Origin of the sequence: Corynebacterium sp. TAE3-ERU16 (assembly GCF_019209935.1) — a bacterium.
Lineage (GTDB): Bacteria > Actinomycetota > Actinomycetes > Mycobacteriales > Mycobacteriaceae > Corynebacterium > Corynebacterium antarcticum.
The window spans coordinates 95,936-120,058 of record NZ_JAHUTN010000011.1 but is presented as its reverse complement, the minus strand read 5'-3'; the positions used below and the strand labels follow the sequence as shown (position 1 = coordinate 120,058).

22 protein-coding genes are annotated in these 24,123 nt (G+C 67.4%); 9 read left to right on the top strand and 13 right to left on the bottom strand.

All coding sequences use genetic code 11. The annotated features are described in order from the left end of the window. Nucleotides 1-1,246: hypothetical protein (locus KRX55_RS11175; protein ID WP_218407798.1), on the top strand; the 1,246-nt coding region annotated here is incomplete at its 5' end. A 1,506-nt stretch (nt 1,247-2,752) separates the two neighbouring features. On the opposite strand, the gene KRX55_RS11170 is transcribed toward KRX55_RS11175, so the two are convergent. Next, nucleotides 2,753-4,279, bottom strand: coding sequence for an acetyl-CoA hydrolase/transferase family protein (locus KRX55_RS11170; RefSeq protein WP_198739413.1), 1,527 nt, complete (start codon nt 4,277-4,279; stop codon nt 2,753-2,755). A 330-nt stretch (nt 4,280-4,609) separates the two neighbouring features. Between KRX55_RS11170 and dusB the strand changes: the two genes are divergently transcribed. Next, a complete protein-coding gene (dusB, locus tag KRX55_RS11165) occupies nt 4,610-5,773 on the top strand; it encodes a tRNA dihydrouridine synthase DusB (protein WP_267185873.1) in 1,164 nt (387 codons plus the stop codon). Between the two features lie 85 nt (nt 5,774-5,858). Beyond that, nucleotides 5,859-6,596 carry a phosphate signaling complex protein PhoU gene (gene phoU / locus KRX55_RS11160; RefSeq protein WP_200256718.1) on the top strand — a complete coding sequence of 246 codons (738 nt, stop codon included), beginning with the start codon at nt 5,859-5,861 and terminating at the stop codon, nt 6,594-6,596. Between the two features lie 89 nt (nt 6,597-6,685). On the opposite strand, the gene pstB is transcribed toward phoU, so the two are convergent. The 5 genes from pstB to mshD all read right to left on the bottom strand — a co-directional run bounded on the left by pstB (nt 6,686) and on the right by mshD (nt 11,934). Then, entirely contained in the window at nt 6,686-7,462 is a 777-nt protein-coding gene (pstB, locus tag KRX55_RS11155) for a phosphate ABC transporter ATP-binding protein PstB (RefSeq protein WP_198739411.1), read from the bottom strand. A 60-nt stretch (nt 7,463-7,522) separates the two neighbouring features. Further along, nucleotides 7,523-8,458, bottom strand: coding sequence for a phosphate ABC transporter permease PstA (pstA, locus tag KRX55_RS11150; RefSeq protein WP_218407796.1), 936 nt, complete (start codon nt 8,456-8,458; stop codon nt 7,523-7,525). After that, nucleotides 8,458-9,525, bottom strand: a complete 1,068-nt coding sequence (pstC, locus tag KRX55_RS11145; protein ID WP_218407795.1) for a phosphate ABC transporter permease subunit PstC — start codon at nt 9,523-9,525, stop codon at nt 8,458-8,460. The genes pstA and pstC overlap by 1 nt, the downstream gene beginning before the upstream one ends. A gap of 74 nt (nt 9,526-9,599) precedes the next feature. Continuing rightward, nucleotides 9,600-10,712: a phosphate ABC transporter substrate-binding protein PstS gene (gene pstS / locus KRX55_RS11140; RefSeq protein WP_218407808.1), complete on the bottom strand. Its 1,113-nt coding sequence runs from the start codon at nt 10,710-10,712 to the stop codon at nt 9,600-9,602. A 277-nt stretch (nt 10,713-10,989) separates the two neighbouring features. Next, on the bottom strand, nt 10,990-11,934 hold the full coding sequence (gene mshD, locus KRX55_RS11135; RefSeq protein ID WP_218407794.1) for a mycothiol synthase: 945 nt from the start codon (nt 11,932-11,934) through the stop codon (nt 10,990-10,992). A gap of 55 nt (nt 11,935-11,989) precedes the next feature. Between mshD and KRX55_RS11130 the strand changes: the two genes are divergently transcribed. Together KRX55_RS11130 and KRX55_RS11125 are read left to right on the top strand one after the other, a co-directional pair. Further along, nucleotides 11,990-12,769, top strand: a complete 780-nt coding sequence (locus tag KRX55_RS11130) for an LmeA family phospholipid-binding protein (RefSeq protein ID WP_218407793.1) — start codon at nt 11,990-11,992, stop codon at nt 12,767-12,769. A gap of 52 nt (nt 12,770-12,821) precedes the next feature. Continuing rightward, nucleotides 12,822-13,523, top strand: coding sequence for an FABP family protein (locus KRX55_RS11125; protein WP_218407792.1), 702 nt, complete (start codon nt 12,822-12,824; stop codon nt 13,521-13,523). 7 nt (nt 13,524-13,530) lie between these two features. On the opposite strand, the gene KRX55_RS11120 is transcribed toward KRX55_RS11125, so the two are convergent. Continuing rightward, nucleotides 13,531-14,436, bottom strand: coding sequence for an aminodeoxychorismate lyase (locus KRX55_RS11120; RefSeq protein WP_218407791.1), 906 nt, complete (start codon nt 14,434-14,436; stop codon nt 13,531-13,533). Nucleotides 14,437-14,511: 75 nt separating this feature from the next. On the opposite strand from KRX55_RS11120, the gene ygfZ reads away from it, so the two are divergent. Together ygfZ and KRX55_RS11110 are read left to right on the top strand one after the other, a co-directional pair. Beyond that, nucleotides 14,512-15,612, top strand: coding sequence for a CAF17-like 4Fe-4S cluster assembly/insertion protein YgfZ (gene ygfZ / locus KRX55_RS11115; protein ID WP_370625841.1), 1,101 nt, complete (start codon nt 14,512-14,514; stop codon nt 15,610-15,612). 225 nt (nt 15,613-15,837) lie between these two features. Continuing rightward, entirely contained in the window at nt 15,838-16,059 is a 222-nt protein-coding gene (locus KRX55_RS11110; protein ID WP_200256707.1) for a DUF3073 domain-containing protein, read from the top strand. 255 nt (nt 16,060-16,314) lie between these two features. Here KRX55_RS11110 and purM read toward each other — a convergent pair whose 3' ends face one another. The 3 genes from purM to KRX55_RS11095 form a co-directional block, all read right to left on the bottom strand. After that, complete coding sequence (gene purM, locus KRX55_RS11105) at nt 16,315-17,379, bottom strand: phosphoribosylformylglycinamidine cyclo-ligase (protein ID WP_218407789.1); 1,065 nt, start codon at nt 17,377-17,379, stop codon at nt 16,315-16,317. 144 nt (nt 17,380-17,523) lie between these two features. Beyond that, entirely contained in the window at nt 17,524-19,041 is a 1,518-nt protein-coding gene (purF, locus tag KRX55_RS11100; RefSeq protein ID WP_218407807.1) for an amidophosphoribosyltransferase, read from the bottom strand. 88 nt (nt 19,042-19,129) lie between these two features. Then, complete coding sequence (locus tag KRX55_RS11095) at nt 19,130-19,537, bottom strand: sterol carrier family protein (protein WP_218407788.1); 408 nt, start codon at nt 19,535-19,537, stop codon at nt 19,130-19,132. 134 nt (nt 19,538-19,671) lie between these two features. Here KRX55_RS11095 and KRX55_RS11090 point away from each other — a divergent pair, with 134 nt between their 5' ends. Next, nucleotides 19,672-20,637 carry an acyl-CoA thioesterase gene (locus KRX55_RS11090; protein WP_218407787.1) on the top strand — a complete coding sequence of 322 codons (966 nt, stop codon included), beginning with the start codon at nt 19,672-19,674 and terminating at the stop codon, nt 20,635-20,637. Nucleotides 20,638-20,653: 16 nt separating this feature from the next. Here the strand turns inward: KRX55_RS11090 and trhA are convergent, their stop codons facing one another. Next, nucleotides 20,654-21,337 (bottom strand): PAQR family membrane homeostasis protein TrhA, encoded by a 684-nt coding sequence (trhA, locus tag KRX55_RS11085; RefSeq protein ID WP_255567797.1) that lies wholly within the window; start codon nt 21,335-21,337, stop codon nt 20,654-20,656. A gap of 248 nt (nt 21,338-21,585) precedes the next feature. After that, nucleotides 21,586-22,287, bottom strand: a complete 702-nt coding sequence (locus tag KRX55_RS11080) for a DUF2334 domain-containing protein (protein WP_218407785.1) — start codon at nt 22,285-22,287, stop codon at nt 21,586-21,588. Nucleotides 22,288-22,437: 150 nt separating this feature from the next. Between KRX55_RS11080 and KRX55_RS11075 the strand changes: the two genes are divergently transcribed. Then, nucleotides 22,438-22,725, top strand: a complete 288-nt coding sequence (locus tag KRX55_RS11075) for a hypothetical protein (protein ID WP_218407784.1) — start codon at nt 22,438-22,440, stop codon at nt 22,723-22,725. Here the strand turns inward: KRX55_RS11075 and KRX55_RS11070 are convergent. Further along, nucleotides 22,722-24,035, bottom strand: coding sequence for a DUF2254 domain-containing protein (locus KRX55_RS11070; RefSeq protein WP_218407783.1), 1,314 nt, complete (start codon nt 24,033-24,035; stop codon nt 22,722-22,724). The genes KRX55_RS11075 and KRX55_RS11070 overlap by 4 nt on opposite strands. Nucleotides 24,036-24,123: the final 88 nt, after the last annotated feature.

Genomic DNA, 24,123 nt, shown 5'->3' with positions numbered 1-24,123 from the left:
CGCCCCCGGTGCCCGCGTGGCCTCCGTCCCCGCCGTCCGCTCCGTCGTACCCGGAGCAGTCGTCGTCTCCGTCGTACCAGGCGCCGTCGTCGTCTCCGTAGCCGTCGTGGTCTCGGTATTCGTCGTCGTCTCCGTCGTACCCGGAGCAGTCGTCGTCTCCGTCGTACCCGGAGCAGTCGTCGTCTCCGTCGTACCCGGAACAGTCACCGTCGTACCAGGCGCCGTCGTCGTCTCCGTCGTACCCGGAACAGTCGTCGTCTCCGTCGTAGCCGGAGCAGTCGTCGTCTCCGTCGTACCCGGAACAGTCGTCGTCTCCGTCGTACCAGGCGCCGTCGTCGTCTCCGTCTCAGTGGACGTCGTCGTCTCAGTCGTACCCGGAACAGTCGTCGTCTCCGTCGTACCCGGAACAGTCGTACCCGGTGCAGTGGTCGTCACCGTCGTACCCGGAGCAGTCACCGTCGTACTCGACACCGTCGTCTCCGTCGTACCCGGCGCAGTCGTCGTCTCCGTCGTACCCGGCGCAGTCGTCGTCTCCGTCGTACCCGGAACAGTCACCGTCGTACCAGGCGCAGTCGTACCCGGCGCAGTGGTAGTCACCGTCGTAGCCGGCGCAGTCGTCGTCTCCGTCGTACCCGGCGCAGTCGTCGTCTCCGTCGTACCCGGCGCAGTCGTGGTCACAGTCGTACCCGGCGCAGTCGTACCAGGCGCAGTCGTGGTCACAGTCGTACCAGGCGCAGTCGTCGTCTCCGTCGTACCCGGAACAGTCGTCGTCTCCGTCGTAGCCGGAGCAGTCGTCGTCTCCGTCGTACCCGGAACAGTCGTGGTCACAGTCGTACCAGGCGCCGTCGTAGCCGGAGCCGTCGTGGTCACCGTCGCGGTATCCGTCGTCGTCTCCGTCGTACCAGGCGCAGTCGTCGTCGCCGTCGTAGCCGGAGCCGTCGTAGTCACCGTCGTACCCGGCAACGTCGTCTTCTCAGTCGAGGTCAACGTCGTCGTCGCAACAGGGGTCACCGTCGTCGTCGCCGTCGGCGGAACCGACGTCGTCGTCTCAGTCACCGTCTCAGTCGTCGCAGACGGAGTCGTCGTCGCAGTCACCGTCACCGTCGACGGAGTCGTCGTCTCAGTCACCGTCACCGTCGACGCCGGCGGCGTCGTGGTCTCAGTCGTCGTCTGCGTCTCCGTCGCAGTCGTACCACTGTGCTCAGTCGTCGTCGTACCCGTATTAGCAGTCGTCGTCGTGCTCTGAGTCGTCGTCGTCGGAGTCACCACAGTCGACGTAACCGGAGGACCCTCAAACCAGGCGGTTAAAAGACTTTGTCTCTTGACTTGCGCCTCATTAGGATTAGTATCCAGATAGTAATCGGCCCTAATGTTGAAATCAATCCGATTGGACGCATCGGTATTATCAAAATACTGATTTACTGCTCGGGTAATTTTGTCACCGATATTTTTACCCTTGACATCGAGGAGCCCCAACTTTCTTTGGAGAATAGTTTCCGAACTATACTTTCCAAGACTCCACGCAGCAGCTTGGGCGGCAGTTTCTGCATCATAAGCTGAAACTGCCGTACTGGAGATATCATTCCAGTTCAAGACAGGAGAAACATCGACCCTCGATGCAGGGGCTTTGGTTAGCTCACGTGCAATGGCAATACCGAGCGCAGATTTTTGAGCTTGTTCCCCTGTAAATCCCCTGAAACCCGACGCAAGGGAAGCATACGACTGGTTTGCCACCTGTCGATACTCTGCCTTCTTGACCGGCGAAGCACTCCCAGCCTCCAAACAATACACACGCCGCTCGGAAGATGGGGCGCCGTCTGGATACGCCCAAAACTCGACTTTTTTCGGGTTACCCTGCTGATTTTCATAAGCCCTCCATACGGAACCCCCTCCGGTTTGCGCTATCGCGGTTGCCGGTGTGACGACGAGCGCCGTCGCGATAAGGAATATCGCGAACAGCACCGCCCCCACACGGCTCAGTTGTCTTGTCATTGATTCCTCTCAATTCATGAGTGCTTGAGCCCTACGGCTCCTGCTAACGTCAACCCGCCCGATGCAGGCCGGGCAGGCCCGCTCTGAGACAGATTTATACATGGATCGTAACCACCCCGGTACCGAATTGAAACCGACCACCCCCCAATTCCTTAAGGTTCCTCACATCTTTCAGCCTCTCATCAGATTCACCCTCCGCCACCAGCGGGTTCAAGGACGCGCACCGGAGGGGCTGCACATCACGACACCCGCAGCCACCCCCGCACACCCTCTACCCGCCCCGTCACACCACCACCGCAACCCCATCACCGGAAGCGGATAACAACCCCCACCTGCACCCATGCCCGACCCCTCCCGGACAGAGATGGCCCACACAACGCGTCCCCCGTGAAAAACCCAGACTTTCCGGCCGCCATGGTTATCCGCGCTCGAAATCGGTGTCTCCGAATTATTTTTGTTTCTGTCTAAATATTTCAGTTAGTTTCGGGATAAAGATAATCTCTTATGAAGGCTGCGGTTCGATCTCATTTTTATTACTCCCTCAGGCTCGGTCGCGGACGATCGACGCCGCCTCCGTCAATCAGGTTCCGTGGTAGTGCCCCGGGAATCGACGGGCATTCAGCGGGACACATCACCGACACGACGGACGCCCCCGGGACCCATCCGATGGTTCGGTGGGCCCGGGGGCGTCCGTCCGGTCCCCGCGGCCGCAGCGAGCCCGACTGGCTCAGGCTCGCGGCGCACGGTTGTGTGCCGGTGGCTACTTCTTGGAGGTCTTCTTCATGGAGCCGGTCTCCAGGAAACGCTGGTGGAAGCTCAGAGCCTCGGAGAGGACGTGCGGGGTGTGCATCATCTTCTTCTCCTTGGCCAGGTGCAGCGCCTTGTCGTAGTACTCCTGGAGGAGCGGACGGTAGTCCGGGTGCGCCAGGGCGATCATCTTGTCCACACGCTGACGCGGTGCGAGGCCGCGGAGATCGGCGTAGCCGTACTCGGTGATGATGACCTTGACGTCCTGCTCGGTGTGGTCGATGTGGGAGGCGAACGGCACGATGGCGGAGATGTCGCCGCCCTTGGCCTCGGACGGGGTTATGAAGGAGGAGATGTAGCCGTTACGCGTGAAGTCCGCGGAACCGCCGACACCGTTCATCATGCGGGAGCCCGTGACGTTGGTGGAGTTGACGTTGCCGTAGATGTCGGCCTCGACCAGTCCGTTGGTGCAGATGAGGCCGAGTCGACGGACGACCTCGGGGTGGTTGGAGACCGACTGCGGACGCAGGATGATGGTGTTGCGGTAGCGCTTGGCGTCCTCGTTCATCTTCTCGGCGTACTCGGGGGAGAGCGAGAACGACGTCGCGGAGGCGACGGTCATCTTGCCTGCGTCGATCAGATCGACCATGCCGTCCTGGATGACCTCGGTGTAGGCCTTGATGTTCTCGAACTTGGAGTCGAGCAGACCCGCCATGACAGCGTTCGGGACGTTGCCGACACCGGACTGCATGACGTAGCCGTCGTAGGTCAGACGGCCGGCACGGACCTCGCCCTCGAGGAAGTCGAGGAAGTTGCCGGCGATCTTCTGCGAGATCTCGTCGGCGGGCTTGAAGGGGGCGTTGCGGTCGGGGGCGTCGGTCTCGACGACCGCGACAACCTTGTTCGGGTCGATGTCGATGTAGGTCTTGCCGATGCGCTGGCCGGCCTCGGTCAGCGGGATCGGGACGCGGTTCGGCAGGGACGGCATCCGCCAGATGTCGGCCATGCCCTCGAGCTCCACGGACTGCCAGGAGTTGACCTCGATGATGATCTTCTCGGCGGCGTCCAGGTACTCGACGTTGTTGCCGACGGAGGAGGACGGCACGATGTGACCCTCATCGGTGATGCGGGTGGCCTCGACGATGGCCACGTTCATCTGACCGAAGAACCCCTGCTCGACGTACATGCCCGACTCGGACAGGTGGTAGTCGGCGTAGAAGGTCGTGCCGTCGTTGATCTTGTTCCGCAGGGTCGGGTCGGACTGGTAGGGGGTGCGGAACCGGATTGCGTCGGCCTCAGCCAGGATCCCGTCGCAGTCATCGGCGGTGGAGGCGCCGGTGAACAGATCGATCATGTAGCTGTTCCCCTTGGCGTGCTCCTCCTTGGCACGCTCGGCGATGGCCTTGGGGAGGGCCTTCGGGTAGCCGGCGCCGGTGAAGCCGGAGATACCGACCTTGTCTCCGTCGTTGACGAACTGGGCGGCCTCTTCGGCCGACATGATCTTGCCCTTGAGCTGAGCGTTTGCGATCCGGTCAGACATTAATTTCCTCCTGGGTGTCTGGCAGCCGACGAGCGGCATCCAGAGATGCGGTCTGCCGTGCGAACAGGGTGAAAGCTTGTGATCTCCCCGCTCCGCCGGCGTTTTAGTTACGTGGCCCACGATACATCGCCGCCCCCCACGTCGCCCCCATACTCCACTACTTTCCTGCTACAACCTGGATGATTGCACCCCCAACCCCCCCTCTGATGGCGTCGGATGGTGGCTCAGATCACTCCCGGCTACCGCTCCCGGACACTCCCGTTCCACTGTCCCGGGGTTCGGGGTGATTCCGGTTTGTCCCCAAGGGGTTCGACCGTCGACAATGGGCGCGTGACTGACGCTTCCGCCCCCGCCCTGACCATCGGCCCCCTGTCCCTCGGTTCCCCGGTGGTGCTCGCCCCGATGGCCGGGGTCACCAACGTCGCCTTCCGGACGCTGTGCCGGGAGCAGGAACGGTCGAAGATGGGCAGCGTCGCAGGTCTCTACGTGTGTGAGATGGTCACCGCCAGGGCGCTCGTGGAGGGTAACGAGAAGACCCTCCACATGACGACGTTCGCCCCGGACGAGAACCCGCGGTCCCTGCAGCTGTTCACCACGGACCCCGAATACACCTACCGGGCGGCCCGGATGATCGTGGACCGTGACATGGCGGACCACATCGACCTCAACTTCGGGTGCCCGGTACCGAAGGTCACCCGGCGGGGCGGAGGTGCCGCGCTCCCCTACAAACGACGGCTCTTCGGCAACATCGTCTCCGCGGCAGTCCGTGCGACCGAGGGCACGGACATACCCGTTACCGTCAAGTTCCGGGTCGGCATCGACGCCGAGCACCTCACGCACCTCGACGCCGGCCGGATCGCCGTGGATTCCGGTGCCCGGGCCGTCGCGCTCCACGGCAGGACAGCGGCCGAACGCTATTCCGGGCACGCGGACTGGTCGCGTATCGCCGAGCTCAAGGAGCACCTCTCCGACACGGACGTACCCGTGCTGGGCAACGGTGACATCTTCGCGGCGTCCGATGCGCGGAGGATGATGGACGAGACCGGCTGTGACGGCGTCGTCATAGGCCGGGGTTGTCTCGGCCGGCCCTGGTTGTTCGCGGAGTTGTCCGCCGAGTTGACCGGGCGTCCGCTCCCCCCGCAACCGACGCTCGGCGAGGTCGCGACGATCATCCGCAGGCACGCGGAGCTCCTCGTGGAGCACGACGGGGAGACCAAGGGATGCCGCGACCTGCGCAAGCACGTCGGCTGGTACTTCCGCGGCTACCCCGTCGGCGGTGACGTCCGACGGGCACTGGCCGGGGTGGCGTCCCTTGCGGAGCTGGACTCCCATCTCGAACCACTCTTCGGCTCGGACGCGCTGCCGGATGACGCGGACGGGCCCCGCGGCCGCCAGGGTTCACCCGGCAAGGTGGTTCTTCCCGAGGGCTGGCTCGATGATCCCGAGGATGAGACCGTTCCGGTCGGTGCCGACATCGACAACTCCGGCGGATAGCTTCTCCGCAGCGCACGGTTGACCGCGTTGGATCGGCCCACCGGTCGGCGGGCGGACCGGTGTCGATACCTCTATAGTGGCAGTTATGCGCACCTCATACCGGGAACACCTCGACGCCTTCGCCCATGACCTCATCATCATGTGTGACCAGGTCCATTCTGTCATGAGCAATGCGTCCGACGCCCTGCTCAAACAGGATCTGCAGTCCGCTGAGAAGGCCCTGTCCCTCATCGACGATCTCGAGGTGGTCCGACTCCGCTGCGAGGAACGCGCGGTGCAGCTGCTCGCCCTCGAGGGCCCGCTGGCACGGGATCTCCGCCAGGTGGTCTCCTCCATCTACATCGTCGAGGACATGTACCGGATGGGTGTCCTGGCGAAGCACGTCGCCCGGACAGCCCGCCGTCGACACCCGGAACCTGCGGTACCCGGGCCCCTGACCGGCTACTTCGAGGAGATGTCCCGCGTCACGCTGGAGATGAGCGCCAAGGTACGTGAGATCCTGATCGACCCGGACGTCGATGTCGCCCTCGTCTTCGGCGCCGATGACGATGCCGTCGACGACCTCCACGAGCACCTGTTCACTGTTCTGACGAAGCGGGACTGGCCGTACTCCACCACGGCGGCGGTGGACGTCACCCTGTTGAGCCGCTACTACGAGCGGTACGCGGACCACGCGGTGAATGTCGCCAGCCGTATCGTCTACCTGTCCACCGGTCTGATGCCGCGGGACTACATGGCGAAGCGCCGCGAGGATGAGGCGGAGGCCGACATCGAGCGCCGCTTCGAGGAACTGGAGCGGCGTTTCTCCCGGGGCGGTCACTGACGGTCCACGCTCACGGTCGACGTTGCACGACGAGAGACCCGGGCCACCCACCGTCATGGTGGGCGGCCCGGGTCTCTCGTCGGTCGGGGCTATCCGAAGCGACCGGAGATGTAGTCCTCGGTCTCCTTCTCCTGCGGGTTCTCGAAGATCCGGTTGGTCGGTCCGACCTCGACCAGGCGGCCCGGCTTGCCGGTGGCCTCGAGGGAGAAGAACGCCGTCTGGTCGGACACACGGGCGGCCTGCTGCATGTTGTGGGTCACGATGACGATGGTGTAGTCCTGCTTCAGCTCGTCGATGAGTTCCTCGACCGCGAGCGTGGAGATGGGGTCGAGGGCGGAGCAGGGCTCGTCCATCAGCAGGACGGCGGGTTCGACGGCGATGGCGCGGGCGATGCACAGGCGCTGCTGCTGTCCACCGGAGAGGCCGGAACCGGGCTTGTCCAGGCGGTCCTTGACCTCCTCCCAGAGGTTCGCACCGCGCAGGGAGCGCTCCGCGACCTCCTTGAGCTTGGTCTTGTTGCGCTCACCGGCGAGCTTGAGGCCGGCGACCACGTTCTCCTCGATGCTCATCGTCGGGAACGGGTTCGGCTTCTGGAAGACCATGCCGATGGTGCTGCGGACGGCGACCGGGTCGACGTTCGGTGCGTAGATGTCCTCACCGTCGAGGAGGATCTCACCCTTGACCGTCGCGCCCGGGGTGACTTCGTGCATCCGGTTGAGCGTGCGGAGCACCGTGGACTTGCCGCACCCGGAGGGGCCGATGAACGCGGTGACGGCGTTCGGCGGCACTTTGAGGGAGACATTCTGCACGGCGTGGAAATCGCCGTAGTAGATGTTGACGTCCTTGAGATCGAGGCGCTTGGCCATTTTGTTGTGTGTCCTTCTGTTCCAGGATGTGCGGATCTGGGTGCGGGGCCGGAGGCCGGGTTACTTCTTCTTTCCGGTGACCCGGATGGAGAGGATGCGGGCGGTGATGGTGAGTACCGCGATGAGGAGGACGAGGGTGAGGGCGGCTCCCCACATCTTGTCGACGACGGCCGGGGAGGTGCCGGCGCGGTACATGTCGAGCATCATCAGGGGGAGGGAGGACTGCGAGTTCCCGGTCGGGTCCCAGTTGATGCCCTGCGTCGATCCGACGAGGATCAGGACCGGGGCGGACTCGCCCATGATCCGGGCGATGGCGAGCATGATGCCGGTGACGATGCCGGACCACGCGGTCGGCAGCACGATCTTGACGATGGTCTTCCACCGCGGGACACCCAGTGCGTAGGACGCCTCGCGGAGGTCCTGGGGGACGATGCGGAGCATTTCCTCGGTCGTCCTCACGACGACGGGCACCATGAGGAGCACGAGGGCGAGGGACACGGCGAAACCGGACCGGTTGAACCCGAACAGGGCGATCCACACCGAGTAGATGAACAGTGCGGCGACGATCGAGGGGACACCGGTGAGGATGTCGACCATGAACGTGGTGATCCTCGAGAGCCTGTTGTTCGCGCCGTACTCGACGAGGTAGACGGCGGTGAACACGCCGATCGGGATGGAGAACACGGAGGCGACGCCGCACTGCACCAGGGTGCCGATGATGGCGTGGACCATGCCGCCGCCCGGCTCGGTGTAGAGCACACCGAGCTGCGACTTCGTCCACCAGTCGAGGGTGAGGGTGACCTTCAGGCCCTTGATGAGGACGTCGGCGAGGATCCAGACGAGGGGGATCAGGGCGGTGACCATGCAGACCCGGATGATCCACTTGGAGACCGCGTTGGCGTTGCGCCGCGACGAGGAGAGCCTGGGGAAGGTGGGCGTGGTGCCGATGACGTCGTGCCCGGCTCCGGTGTCCTGGGAGAGGGAGGTTGCATTCATCAGGACATGCTCCTGTTCTTGATCACGGCGCGCGCACCTGCGTTGACCACGAAGGTCAGGAGGAACAGCACCAGGCCGGCCGCGATGTAGGCGCCCGCCTTGAGGTTGTCGTTGAATTCCGGGGCGGCGTTCGCGATGGCGGTGGCGAAGGTCGTACCGCCGTCGAACAGGGAGGCGCGGAAGGCGGAGGACGGGGAGACCACGAGATAGAGGGCCATGGTCTCACCGAGGGCACGGCCGAGGCCCAGCATGGATCCGGAGATGTAGCCGGAGAAACCGAAGGGGAGGACGGTCATCTTCACGACCTCCCAGCGGGTGGCGCCGAGGGCGAGGGCGGATTCCTTGTGCCCGACCGGCGTCTGGACGAACACCTCACGGGCGGTGGCGGCGATGACCGGCAGGATCATGATGGCCAGCACGACACCGCCGGTGAGCACGTTGCGGGAGGTGGAGAACGCCGGGGAGTTGGCGTAGTGCCGGAAGAGGAAGAAGCTGTCCGCGTGGGCGTTGATCCACTCGAACACCCCGCCGAGTGCCGGGCCGAGGACAGCGGCACCCCAGAGGCCGTAGACGATGGACGGGACCGCGGCGAGGAGATCGACGAGGAATCCGAGGGGTTTCCGCAGGCGTTCGGGCGCGTAGGCGGAGAGGTAGAGGGCGACGCCGAGGGCGACCGGCATCGCGAGAGCCAGGGCGACGAGCGAGACGGTCACCGTGACGGCGAGGAGGTTCGGGATACCGAACAGCATCGCGCTGGTGTCGCTGGTGTTCCAGTCACCGCCGTAGGTGAAGAATCCGGTGAGGCCCTCGGCGTTGTTCATCAGTGCGGGGACCGCACGCCAGAGCAGGAAGAAGCCGATGGCCGCGATCAGGACCGTGATGGTGGCCGCCGAGGTGGTGGCGATTCCCTTGAAGATCCGGTCGTTGCGCCGGTGTGCCGTGCCTGCTGCGTGGATTGTGTCGCTACCGGATCCGACCGGGGTGTCGGCGATGGTCGGTTCCACCGTGTCCGCGTCCCCTCGGGTACCCGGTCGGCTACGCCCCGAAGTGGAGAGTGGCTTCGTCATGTCTGATGTGTGTCCTCGTGAGATCTGAAGAAAGGGGCTCGTGCCCCGGGGTTACCGGGGCACGAGGTGGGGTCTTACTGGATCGCGTCGACCGCGTCCTTGAGCTTCTTGGCGTAGTCACCGGAGACCGGGATGTAGCCCTGCTTCTCGAGGCGCTCGTTCTGGGTGTTGAGGGCGACGTTGAGGAAGTCCTTGACCATCTTGGAGGTCTCCTCGTCGTAGCCTGCGGAGCAGACGATCTCGTAGGTGGTCAGGACGAGCGGGTATGCGCCCTCCTTCTTCATCTCGAACAGCTTGGTGGAGTCGACGACCATGTTGTGGCCCTCGGTCTTGTAGCTGAGGTTGTCGAGGGCCTTGCCAACGCTCTTGTCGTTGAGCTCGACGGCGCCTTCACCGAAGTTGATCCGGGCGATGTTCAGGCCCTGCTCGGTGGCGAAGCCGGCCTCGACGTAGGTGATGCCGCCGTCGGTCCTGGAGACCTCGGTCACGACCCCGTTGGAGCCGTTGGCGCCGGCACCGGTGGCGGAGGGGAAGGACTTGCCGGTGGTGTCCCACTCGCCCGGGGCGGAGGCCTTCAGGAACTTCTGGAAGTTGTCGGAGGTACCGGACTCCTCGGAGCGGTAGACGACGTTGATGGCGGTGTCGGGAAGATCGACGCCGTCATTCAGCTCGGCGATGGCCGGATCGTTCCAGGAGCTGATCCTGCCGCTGAAGATCTTGGCGATGACCTCGGGGGAGAGGACGATGTCGTCGCTGACGCCCTCCAGGTGGTAGGCGACGGCCACGGGGCCGATGACCAGGGGAAGGTGCCACGCCTCGTTGCCGCCACAGCGCTTCGCTGCGTCCGGGATCTGCTCGTCGGAGAGCGGGGAGTCGGATCCACCGAAGGCGACCTGACCGGCGATGAACTGCTTCTGACCCGAACCGGAGCCGGAGGCGGTGTAGTTGAACTGGGCACCCGGGACCTGCTGCTGGTACACGGTACCGAAGAGGTCCATGGCCTTCTGCTGCGACGAGGCACCCTCTGCCGACAGCGTTCCGGTGGTACCGGACAGGCCCTCGACTGCGGCGGAGCCTTCTCCGCCGCCGGTGGCGTTCGTGTCAGCGGACTCGGAGCAGGCGGTCGCTGCGAGCGAGACGACGGCGATGCCACCGAGCAGGGCGGCGCGACGGGAACGGTTGCGGATCACTGTGGAATTCCTCCATGGGTGTGGTTGGGCTGTTCGCGGCAGCTTTCCCTGGTGATGCCGCGAAAAGGAACTTCACGGCGGAAAAATGAACCACACCGACCGGCCGGGGCAGGGGTGTGGTCCGCTTGCCTCACCCACGAAGCTAGAGGGTGTAGATGTCCCGACCGGGCCCTGTCGGTGAACGGCAGGTTAATTCGGACGGAAAGCTGCGGGAACTACCCCGGGTCTGCCCCATTGTTCCCAGTTCACCACTAATGTCATCCCCCCACGCGCACTACTTCGGGGAGCCGTAGGCGACATGACGTTCGCGCACGCCGAAACCGAGTCGTTCATACGCGACCACGGCGGCGGTGTTGTCCGCCTCCACGTACAGGATCACCTCATCGGCTCCCCTGCCCGCCAGGTGGCGGAGCCCGGAGGCGATCAGCGGGCCACCGAGTCCCCGCCCGCGGTACCCGTCGGCGAGTCCGACGACGTAGACCTCACCGACCGACTTCCCCGACCTGTCCCCACCGTGCCATTTGGTCCAGTGGAACCCCGCGAGCTCAGGGTCCGGACATCCGCCGCAACCGCCCGCACCGCTCCAGAACAGCAGCACACCCTCCGGGTCGAACCAGTCGGTGTCCTGGCCGCGGGCGAGCCGGTCGGCGTCCCATCCACCCTGCTCCGGGTGCCAGCTGAACGCCTCGTTGTTCACGCGCAGCCATTCACCGTCGACGTGGTCCGCACCGTAGACCCGGCGGGAGCGGTCCAGATCCATGACGTGGAAGCCCTCCCGCTCCACCGCCCCGGCGGCCGTGGCCAGATCCCGACCCCCGACCCCCATCACCAGCAGCTCCCGGACCGGTTCGAGCCCCCGGCTCCGGCACCATTCGACGGCCGGGGGGAGATTCCCGTGGGCCCAGACGGTATCCACCCCGACCCCGGAGGACAGTGCCCGGTACAGCGCGGCCCCCACACCGCGACGACGGTGTCCCGGTTCCACCACCAGCTCGGCCGTCGAACCGTCGGAGGCCGCGACCCCGACGAGTTCCCCGCCGCCGGTGCGGGCGATCACGTGTCGGTGGCCCCGATCTCCTCCGTCGTCGAGGCCGAGGAGGAACTGCTCGGAGAACGGTTCGATCCCGTCGTGCGCGGCTGCGGCGGAGTTGAGCCGCCGGATCTCCGCGGCGGGTGTGGGGGCGGCTGAATCGGTGGGTGTCGTCGTACTGATCTCCATGTGTTCCCAGGCTAGTGAAAACCCCGCGGGACCACGTGCGGTAAACCTTGGAGGTGTGAAACCATCCCTGCTTCGCCGACTTCTGCTGTCCGCGGTGGTACTCCTCGCCGCGCCCTGGGCCGTCGACACCGGCGCGGCGGTGCACGCCGAGCGACGGATCTCCGGGGAGATCCGCGCGGATGAGGACCTCGACCAGAGTCCACGGGTGACGGTCGGCGGTCTCCCCTATCTCGGGGCGCTGGTGACGCACGTGGTGCCGATGGTCGTCGTCGAGGCCGGCGACGTACAGGTCGAGGGGATCGGTACGGCCAACCTGCGCACCGAGATCCGTGATCTCGAGCTCCCCCGCGACCGGGTGCTCAGCGGCGAGATCACCGGCGCCCCCGCATCGGTCATCGCCCGGACGGTGCGCCTCGACGGTGTCGCCCTCGGGACACGGATCGGGGTCACGGACCTCGACATCGCGCATCCGACCGACATCTCGCCCGCGGCGCAGCCCGCCACAGAGGCGCGCCTGACCGGCACACCACCCGGTTTCGACCGGCCGGTGACGGTCTACGTGCGGCTGCGGATCAAGGGTCCGGATCTGACGATGACCCCGTACCGGCTCGTGGGCGTCCCCGAGGACCGCGCGGACGAGATCCGCTCGATCTTCACCTGGCGGCTCCGGACGGAGGATCTCCCGCTGCCCACCCGGGTGGACAAGGTCTTCTGCTCCGGTGGCTCCATCTACCTGGAGTCCCGGCAACGGAACGTCGTGGTCGGCGAGACGCCGATCCTGCCGGTCGGCCCGGAACGGGAGGCGCTCCCGGGGACCGGGGCGCCGCTCACCTGACCGGGGACACCGGCGGGACACGGCGGTGGCCGGGCCGCTAGGCTTGGTGCCCATGGATGACTCGACGAAACCCACCCCGGACAGCCCCCGACCCGACACCCCCGCCGACGCAGCCGCCGCGGGACATCCCGGCTCCGGCGCGCCGCTGAACGGAAACGACGCGGTGAACCTGGCCGCGGAGCAGGCGCAGCAGACCGCGGGCCGGAACATCCCGGGTCTCGGCGATCTCCCGGTACCCGACGACACGGCCAACCTGCGCCAGGGCCCGAGTCTGCACGACGGACTCCTCGCACTGCTGCCGTTGATCGGGGTGTGGCGTGGTGAGGGACAGGCGGACACCGCCACCGACGGTCAGTACAACTTCGGCCAACAGCTCACCTTCGCGCACGACGGCGAGAACTACATCTCCTACGAGTCGAGGATCTGGAAACTCGATGATGAGGGGAATCCCGCCGGTGCCGATCAGCGGGAGACCGGTTTCCTCCGGATCAGCGAGAAGGACGAGATCGAGCTGATCTGCTGCCACTCCACCGGCGTCGTGGAGATCTTCTACGGTGAGCCGATCACCGAACGTGCCTGGCAGCTTGAGAGCGCCTCGACCATGGTGACGGCGACGGGTCCGTCGACCCTCGGGCCGGGCAAGCGGCTCTACGGCCTGCTGCCCAACAACGACCTGGGATGGGTCGACGAGCGCCTCGTCGACGGCGCCCTGCATCCCCGGATGTCGGCCCAGCTCAAGCGCTTCATGGGCTGACGCCCGCTCAGCTGAGAGCCGCCGTCAACAGCTCCCGGGCCCCCGCCACCGCGGCCGTCTCCGGCAGCTGTCTGTCGTTGATGCGGACCACCCTCACCGCGAGGCGCACGGAGCTGCACAGCCACACGCTGTCGGCGGACAGCAGATCGGTGACGTCCACGGGCTCCTCGAGGCAGGTCCATCCGTGGGCCCCGGCGTAGCTGAAGAGCGCGGCCTGTGTGGTTCCGGGCAGCAGGTCCCGCCCCGGGGGCGGGGTCCGCAGTGTTTTCCCGGTCACCGTGACCACCGTCGACGTCGCTCCCTCCAGCACCCGCCCGTCGTCGGTGAAGATGACGTCGTCGAAGCCCTTGGCCGCCGCGTACCGCAGCGCCGCCATGTTCGCCGCGTAGTTCAGGGTCTTGGCGCCGGTGACCAGCCACGGTGGCGTCTCCCCGCCACCGACGGCGCCCCGCTCCGGGAGTGTCGGGGTGATCGAGTATCCGCGCGGCGTCGTCAGCACGGACACCCCCTCCTCCCGCTGCCGGAGAACCTTCTCGGAGACGGGTTTGATGGTGATCCAACCGGTCGGACGCCCCGTCGACTCGCGGCCACGCGTGTACGTCCAGACACACGCCGCCTCGTTGCCGCCGGCCTCCTCCCAGTCGGCGACGGCCTCCGCCGTCGCCCTCGCCCACTGCGCGGCGTTCGGCTCGGGGAGGCTCAGCATCCGCGCGGAGGCGACGAACCTGTCGAGGTGGCGTTCCAGGTTCCGTGCCGAGCCGTCCCGGACCAGGAGGGTCTCGAAGATGCCGTCTCCTCTGGTCACACCCAGATCGTCGGCGTAGATCATCGCGAGTTCCGGGTTGTGGCGCCTGCTCGACCCCCCGGAGGGTTCCACGATGAGGATGACGGGGCCGGGGCGAGTGCTGCTCATGCACACAGCCTATCGCTGAAGCGGCGACCTCCGGCGGCGGGCACCCGACCGGGTGCAGGTACTAGCATGCGTGGTGTGGACTCCGACAACAGCAGCTACCGCTCCATCCTCCTCGACCGCCCGGGGGCACAACCTGCGCTCGGTCCCGATACCGCGGCCGACACCGTCGGCGTCGCCTGGCACTACGGCGGTCCGCTGGTGGAGCAACGCGCGGTGGAGGGCCCCGGCGCCCTGGTGGATCGGTCGCACCGCACCGTGATCGCGGTCAGCGGGCCCGATGCCGCCGACTACCTGAATAAACTGCTGTCGCAGAAGCTCGATGACGTCGCCGACGGTTACAGCGCCGCGGCGCTCGACCTCGACGCGCAGGGCCGGATCCTCCACCACGCGGATCTGACCGTGTCCGACGGCGTGTTCCACCTGGATCTCCCCGCCGCCTCCGCGACGACCCTCGTGGACTACCTGGAGCGGATGAAGTTCTGGTCCGAGGTAGAGATCGAGGTGACCGACCTCGCGATCCTCACGGTCCTCGGCGCGACTCCCCCTCCGCCCCCCGGGGCCGCTTTCATCCGGGACGTCGACTGGCGCGGCCCCACCCGGAGGGACATCGCCGTCCCCCGCCCCCTGATGGGCTCCGTCGTCGACGCCCTCTGCCCCTCCGGGGACGGGGGGGACGGGCTGAGGCTCGCGGGACTGATGGCGTGGACCGCGGAACGGGTCAGGGCCCTCGAACCGGAGGTGGCCGCGGACCTCGATCCGCGGTCCATCCCCCACGAGATCCCCCACTGGATCGGTGGAGAGGGCCACCCGGGGGCCGTCCATCTGGTCAAGGGGTGCTACCGGGGGCAGGAGACCGTCTCCCGGGTCCACAACCTCGGCCGCTCCCCACGCTCCCTGGTGCTGCTCCACCTCGACGGCTCGGCACCCGAGCTCCCGGCCACCGGGGACCCGGTGGCCGACCGTGGCCGCACCGTCGGCAGGATCGGAACCGTCGTCCACGACTGCGACTACGGCCCCATAGCGCTCGCGCTGGTCAAGCGCAGTGCACAGCGTTCCGGAAGCCTCAGCGCCGGCGACGGGGTCGCCGTGTCCGTGGATCCCGACTCCATCGAGCGGGAACGGGGCGTGCAGCCCGGGCGGGCGGCGATCAACCGACTCAAGGGGATCACCGACTGAGCCCCTCCTTCCGGGGCTGCACCGCGGACGCCCCCTACCGGCGCCCGTACGGACGTCGTGCTGACGCCACGGTGAGCGGGGTTGGGAAGAAGCCGAGGTCACGGACCAAAAGCGGAAAAATCCCCCGGTTCCGGCTATCCTGTCTAACAGGAATACACTGAACTAGAAACACGCCCCGGGGCGACGCGTACGCGTGCGCCCCGATCACTCCAAGGGGGTCAGACCATGGGTCGCGGCCGTGCCAAGGCAAAACAAGCCAAGGTTGCTCGTCAACTGAAGTACAACATCCCGGACATGGACCTGGACTCGCTCCAGCGCGAACTGTCCGGACGGGATGAGGGGAGCCACCACTCCGAGGAGGACCACGGCGAGGACCCGTACGACCAGTGGGCCGACTGGTCCGAGGACGACGGCGCTGACGACGACAGTGCCTCCAGATGGCGCTGACCGGATGACGCGGGACCACCCCGGTGGTCCCCCTCTTTTTCTCCGCACCTTTTCTCCGCACCCGGGCGCGTCGCACCTGATCCCGCCCTCCCCGCACCGGCAGGTGACGTGGAGGGCGGTTTTCGGCGATTCATGCACCAATCCACCACGGCCCGCCGGTCACGGGACTCCCCGACCCGCATCCGAAAAGGCACCCCCGGGTCTCCCTCCGTGACGGAAGGCCCCCGGGGGCGCCGGTTCACCGTTGGCGTGACGCTACTGGTAGCTTCCCTTCAGGAGCACCGGAGCGGTGTCCGCCCCGGTGCGGGAGCGGACGGTGCCGAGCTCCCAGCAGTCGATGTGGCGGGCGGTGAGCATGGCCAGCGCCCGGTCCCGGTCCTGCGGGGCGACGACGGCGACCATGCCGACGCCCATGTTGAAGGTCTTCTCCATCTCGTTCTGCGGCACCTTGCCGAGGTCCGCGATGGTGCGGAAGATCTGCGGCGGGGCCCATGTTCCGCGGGACAGCTCGGCGGTGAGCCCCTCCGGGATGACGCGGGCCAGGTTGCCCGCCAGTCCGCCACCGGTGACGTGGCAGAAGGTGTGCACGTCGCATTCCGCGGCGAGCGCCAGGCAGTCCCGAGCGTAGATGCGGGTGGGCTCCAGCATCTCCTCCCCCAGGGTCCGGCCGAGTTCCTCGATGTGTCCGTCGAGCGGGAGCGCGGCCTTCTCCAGCAGGACGTGGCGCGCGAGCGAGTAGCCGTTGGAGTGCAGCCCGGAGGACGCCATGGCGATGACGACATCGCCGGTCCGGACCCGCTCGGGTCCCAGGACGCGGTCGGCCTCGACGACGCCGACGGCGGTCGCGGAGACGTCGTAGTGCCCGGGCTCCATGACTCCGGGGTGCTCCGCGGTCTCGCCACCGAGCAGGGCGCATCCGGCCTGGACGCATCCTTCGGCGATGCCCGACACGATCTGTGCGACGTGCTCCGGTACCACCTTGCCGATCGCGATGTAGTCCTGGAGGAACAGCGGCTCGGCACCGCAGACGACGAGATCGTCGACGCACATGGCGACGAGATCGATGCCGATGGTGTCGTGGACGTCCATCGCCTGGGCCACGGCGAGCTTGGTGCCCACGCCGTCAGAGCCGGCGGCGAGGAGGGGGTTCTCGTACTTGCCGAGGGCGAACAGCCCGGCGAAACCGCCGATTCCCCCGCGCACCTCGGGCCGGGTGGCTCGACGGGCCAGCGGGGCGATGAGCTCCACCGCCCGGTCGCCGGCGGCTATGTCGACACCGGCTGCGGCATAGGAAGCGCCTTGCTCGTCGTGTGGGCTCATGGTGTTTCGTCTCTCCTGGACTAGGTACGTACTCGGTGAAGGTGTGTGTATGCGGGTGCTGCACGGGGCCGGTCATCGGCCGGTCGCGCATCACCGTTCCGGAGCCGATCGTAGAGGAACCGGGCCCGGGCGGGGGTGCACGGATCAGTTCAGCGCCGGTTCCCCCGCGGGGTTCTGCAGTCGCCGGACCAGATCCGCGTTGGGGTTTCCCTCGGGCAGCCCGAGCGGATAGTGGCCGTCGAAGCAGGCGCAGCAGAGCTGGGTGTAGTCCTGCCTCGAAGCTTCGACCATGCGCTCGACGGAGACGTATCCGAGCGAGTCCGCGCCGATCGCGGTACGCACGGCGTCGATCATCTGTTCCTCGTTGTCCCCCTCGACACAGTTCGCGAGGAGTTCCCCCGGGCTGGCGAAGTCGATGCCGTAGAAACAGGGCCACTTGACGGGCGGGGACGCGATCCGCACGTGGACCTCACGGGCCCCGGCCTCCCGCAGCATGCGGATCAGCGCACGCTGGGTGTTGCCGCGGACGATGGAGTCGTCGACGACGACGAGCGAGCGCCCGGCGATGACCTCGCGCAGGGGGTTGAGCTTGAGCCGGATGCCGAGCTGCCGGATCGTCTGGGAGGGCTGGATGAAGGTGCGTCCGACGTAGGCGTTCTTCATCAGGCCCTGGGCGAACGGGATACCGGACGCCTCCGCGTAGCCGACCGCCGCCGGCGTACCGGATTCGGGCACGGGCATGACGATGTCCGCGCCGCCGGCCGGGTGGTCGGCGGCCAGCAGTCGACCGATCTCGACGCGGGTGGCGTTGACGTTGCGGCCGCGGATCGTGGAGTCGGGGCGGGCGAGGTAGACGTACTCGAAGACACAGCCCTTGTGATTCACCGGCGCGAAACGCTCGCTGCGGACGCCGGAGCCGTCTATGGTCACCATCTCACCGGGTTCGATGTCGCGGACGAAGGACGCGCCGACGATGTCGAGGGCCGCGGTCTCGCTCGCGACGACCCAGCCGTTGTCCAGCCGGCCGAGCGACAACGGCCGGACGCCGTTGCGGTCGCGCGCCGCGTAGAGGGTGTTACCGTCGGTGAACACGAGGCAGAAGGCGCCCTCGATGCGCGGCAGCAGTTCCCGCGCGGAGTCGAGCATGCTGCGTCCCGAGCCGATGCGGTGTGCGAGGAGCGCGGTCATGACGTCGGAGTCGCTGGGTGCGGTGTCCGGATTGACCAACTTCTTCCCCGCCGCCTCGTCGAGGAGCTGGAGGTAGTTGACGATGTTGCCGTTGTGTCCGAGCGCGACGTCGGTGTCGTCCGGGGCCATGCGGAACATGGGCTGGGCGTTCTCCCAGCAGGCACCACCGGCCGTGGAATACCGGGTGTGCCCGATGGCGAGATCGCCCTTGAGCGCCGCGAGGGACTGCTCGTCGAACACCTGCGAGACGAGCCCGAGGTCCTTGAACACGACGATCTGGTCGCCGTCGCCGACGGCGATGCCCGCGGCCTCCTGGCCGCGGTGCTGCAACGCGTAGAGCCCGTAGTAGGTGAGTTTCGCGACGTCCTCGCCGGGCGCCCACACCCCGAACACCCCGCATTCCTCGCGGGGTGGATTCTCCCCGTGGTCATCGAGATCGACCCTGCGGTTTCCGCTGGGCCTGTCGTCCGTCATCTCCGGCTTTTCACTGACTGCCACATCGCATCATGCTAGCCGCCGCGCCGTGGAACCCCCAATAATCGGGGGGCGGCGGTGCGGCCGCTCATTCCCCCGCGCGGGGAAGGTGGAGCACCGGCAGCCACCGGGTTATCTCGTGGGCCCTGGTCCCCGAGACCTCGATGCCGGGGCGGCCACGCAGTTCATCGAGGGTGACCAGGCCGCAGGCGAGCCGGAGCCAGCTGTGCGGATCGCACTCGACCACGTTCGGCGGGGTGCCCCGTGTGTGCCGGAGTCCCTCGACGCACTGCACGGCGACGAACGGAGGAACCCGGACCTCCACGCTCCTGCCCGGCGCGTCCGCGGCGAGCGCCCGTGCGGTCAGCCGGACGGCGTCGGCCAGTGCACCTCGGGACGGGCGGGGGACACCGGCATCGGGGTCCTCCGCGCGGATCCAGTCGGCTACGGCGGTGACGGCGGCGTGGACCGCCGCCGGGTCGGGTGTCCTGGTCATGGTTCCCGACTCTAACGCGCGGGACGGGACCGTGCCCGTTCCCGTCCGGTGGAACGACTTTTCCGCCCGGCGACGCCGGGTGGCTAGAGTTCAGGTAGCTCATCCGTCACCCGATCCGAGGACGAACACAACCCATGCCGACCCCCTCCCCCGCCGTCACGCTCCGCTTCCTGGCCAGCCCCACCGACGTCATCACCGCGGGTGCCCACGGTGTCGACGGCGGCCGGGTGCTGGAGTGGATCGACAAGGCCGCCTACGCGTGTGCGACCGCGTGGTCCGGCACGTACTGCGTGACCGCGTACGTCGGACACATCCACTTCGCCCGTCCGATCCCCTCCGGCCACATGGTCGAGGTGCGCTCCCGGATCGCGATGACGGGACGGAGTTCGATGCACATCATCAACGAGGTGTTCTCCGCGGATCCCCGCGAGGGCGTCTACACCCGTGCCTGCGACTGCCTGGTCATCTTCGTCGCCCGGGACGCGTCGACCGGACGGTCCCAGAAGGTCCCGGAGTTCATTCCCGGCACGGAGCACGAGAAGCAGGTGCACGCCGCGGCGTTGTCCCGCATCGAGCTGCGCAAGGCCATCGAGGAGGAGATGTCCAAGCAGACCTACGACGGGCCGAGCCAGGCGCCGAGGATGATCACGCGGTTCCTGGCGAAGCCGACGGACGTGAACTGGGGCGGCAAGGTGCACGGCGGCACCGCGATGGAGTGGATCAACGAGTCGGCGACCGCCTGCACGATGGAGTGGTCGGGCGAGTACACCGTCGCGGTCTACGCGGGCGGGATCCGGTTCTACCGTCCGATCAACATCGGCGATCTCATCGAGGTGGACACCCGGCTGATGCGCACCGACGCCCGGTCCATGCAGACGTCGGTGCACCTGCGCGCCGGTTCACCGCGCGGGGGCCGGGACAGCCTCGAGACCGCGATCCACGCCACGGTGACCTACATCGGTGTCGACATCGACGGCAACCCCCTGCCCGCCCGGCAGTTCACGCCGCGCACGACGGAGGATGTCCGTCTCGCCGAACACGCGGCGACCCTGCGGGAGCTGCGGGCGAAGTACCGTCCGCTGCCGCTGATCCGGCGCTGACGCCCGGGCGGACCCGTCAGGGCGCGGCCTGGGTGACGACGATCCACACGGCGACGAGGTGCGCGACCGCGGCGATGACGGTGGCGAGGTGGAACCACTCGTGGTACCCCATCCAGCGCGCTTCGCGGCCCGGCCACTGGAAGGCGTAGATCAGCGCGCCGACGGTGTACACGATGCCGCCCGCGAACAGCAGCCACACGACGGCCGCCCCGGCTGACGTCCACAGTTGCGGGACGACCGGCACGATCAGCCACCCGAGAGCGAGATAGACCAGGACCCCGAGCCACCGCGGGTGGTCGATCCAGGCGAGGTTCATCACGACTGACAGGAGCGCACCACCCCAGGCGACGGCGAGCACCCACCTGGCGGTCTCCGGGGGCAGGGCGATCAGACAGAACGGAGTGTACGTCGCGGCGATGAACACGGCGATCGTGGAGTGGTCGGCCCGACGCCACCAGAGGACGGTGGAGGCCCGCTTCCACGGACCCAGGTGATACGCGGCGGAGACCCCGAAGAGTATGACGACGCCGACGGCGTACACCATCACACCGAGCGCCTGCCACCACGGCAGGCGGATCCAGGAGTAGGTGGCGAGGACGGAACCCGAAAACACGGCGAGGATAGCCGCGAAGAAGTGGATCCAGCCGCGACTGCCCGGGCGGGGACCCCGGTCCGTACGCCAGACCGTGCGGGCGATCATCCCGTCCGCCCTGACGGAGGCGGTGTTCCGTTCGATGATCTCCTCTTCGGTGGTACTGGTCTCCCCGTGCAGTGTCGAACGACGTCCGCCCCGGTGCATGTGAGTGCTCCTCGTGTTCGTCTCTTCATCGTGTGCGGGAAACGGCATCCCCCGGGCCGGACGCCAGGCGGCCATCCGAGAGGTACCGGTCCAGAATCAACGCTACGCCGGCCGGGTGGGCGGGCGCCAAACGTGCTGTTCCACGGTTCTCAGACCTTCGGGCCGTCCGCCAGGACATCCGAGATCCGGTTCGCCGGGGCGTACCCGGCGGCGAGCGCGGAGTGCACCACGGTCAGCAGACTGTCCCGGACATCGTCCTCCGCCAGCCTGCACGCCGCGGTGGACAACCGGATGCTGTGACCGGTGGCTATCTGGCGCGCACCGACCTTCCGGACGCTTCTGCGCCACCACCGCGCCGCGCCGAACCCCTCGCCGAATGCGAGAACCGGTACGGCCGCGACGTCCCCGGTGCGCAGATCCTGCACCCCGTTGAGATCGGACAGGACGGCGAAGCCGAGTTCCGGGAGGACGCTCCGGGTTCCCTCGGACAGGATCCACCTGGGGGGAGAGAACACGTCGGTCGTCAGATCCATGGCGGCCATCTGGCGGCACGCGGCGGTCAGCCGGAGCCGGGCCTCGTGGGCGGGGAGCTCGGCGAACTCGGAGCGCCTGCCCCGGACTGACTCGTCGAAGCCGGCGAGCACGATCTCGGCTCCCTCGTCACGGCAGTCGTGGATGAACTCGAGCACGTCCGGGTGGCGGCGCAGCGCCCAGTCGCGGGAGCAGTGCGGGGCGACCCGCAGCGTCGGCCGCACACCCGCCGGGGCGAGTTCGGCCATCAGGTTCCGCGCGTCCCCGAGGTTCTCCGACCGGAGGGAGGAGAGGGACAGGGAGATCATCGGCCGGTTCATGTCGGCCATCGTCGCACACGGGCGTGAACCCCGGGTGAGACCGGAATGAACAACGCGTTCCCTTTTCCCATCGCTCGGGCTCCGGTGCGGTGGAGGTGGGGTATGGTCGGTCTCGACCGGAAGGGCGGACCACACCGACAGGGGAAGGAAATGTCCCGGACCACCTACGCGATGAGCCTGTTGAACGACTTCGGGAGCCTCGGACTATCCGGTCTCGTCCTGATGCTGCTGTTCATCGCGATGCCCGTGACGGCCGTCCGGCTGGAGCTGCGGCGCAACTCGGACCCGCTGCGCCTGATCCTGGTCTTCTCCCTGGTCACCCTGCTTCCGGGCCTCGGTTTCCTGATCTGGTACGTGATCCACCGGCGGGAGCAGCTGCGGGACCTCCGGGATGCCGCGGCCACCGGGGACGGGCCCGACGCCGGGGACACCGACTAGTCCCCGAGGCTCTCCGCCCCGCGGGTGCTGCGCGCGCAGGCCTTCCGCGCCCGGTGGTACCGCAACCGGATGTCCGCCAGGTCCCCGGAGTTGGCGACGGTCCGCCTGGCGTCGTCCCACACCAGGTCGGCGTGGTGCCGGAGATGGTCAAGGCGTTTCCGCGCGGTGACGATCCCGGCGACGTCACCCAACCTGTCGAGCAACCGGATGTACACCGCGGTACAACCGGCCGCGTTCTGCCGGAGCTGGTGGAACATCGTGTCGACGAGGCCCTCGAACGTGGTGACCGCGAACTCGACGCGCAGCATGCCGTCGCGGGCGATGACGCCCCGCGGCAGTTCCCGGTTCTCCAGTCGGGCGAGCGACTCCGCGAACCGGTCGATGACGCCCATCGCGGTGAAGGGGTCGTTCGTGCCGGGGCTGAGCGCCCGTACCCCGACCTCCAGGAGCTGGTTCACCGAGAACTCGAGGTCCTGCGAATCGTCCCGGTTCGCACCGAGCAGCAGGCAGTCGGTGATCCCGTCCGGGGCATCTCCCCCGTGCACCACCCGGGCTATCTCCGAGCCGGTGAGGAGGTAGTCACCCGGCCGGACGAGCAGCTGCACCACGCAGTCGTTCTCCTCCGCGATGTCCGCGAGCCGGGGGTAGTCCACCTGCTGCACGTATCCGCCGCGGTCGGTGAACACCGCCGTCGCCCCGGCGAAGAAGCCGTCGACGGCGCGCGGGAAGTCACCCTGTTCCTCGGCGAGCTCGGTCCCCCGCCGCAGCGCCCGGGACAGGTCCCCGCTGAGCAGGTTGACCACCCGCGTCATGTTGATGGACTGCGCCATGTGGTTGATGTAGTACACGAGGAACCCGACGCAGAGCGCTGCGTAGACCATCGCGACACTGACGTTGTAGTGCGGGATGAACACGGTGTCCCCGTTGCCGGCCGACACGGCCCGCAGGCTGAGAAGCGAGAACGCGAACGTCGCGAGGAAGATCCCCAGGGTGGCCTGGATACCGCGGTCCGAGAGGAAACTGTGCAGCAGTCGGGGCCCCATCGTGGAGATCACCGACGACAGCGCGGCGATGGTGATGGAGAACAGCGTGCCCGCCACTCCGATGGACATTCCCGTCATCGCGGACAACAGGCCTCGGGCCCCTGATTCGCCGCCGGCGTAGACGAACTCCAGGGAACCCGGGACACCGAGGTGGCGTTCCAGCACGATCAGGGCCTGCGCCAGCGCCACCGAGAACAGCACCATGACGGCGGGCAGGAACCAGAACAGGCCGAACGCGCGGACGAGGCGGTGCCGGAGGAAGCTCATGGGTGGAGTGTATCGGTCGCGGTCACCCCGGGGCTCCGCGGTCACCCCGGGGCTCGCCGGGTTCGGTTCCGCCCCACCCCCCGGGTTC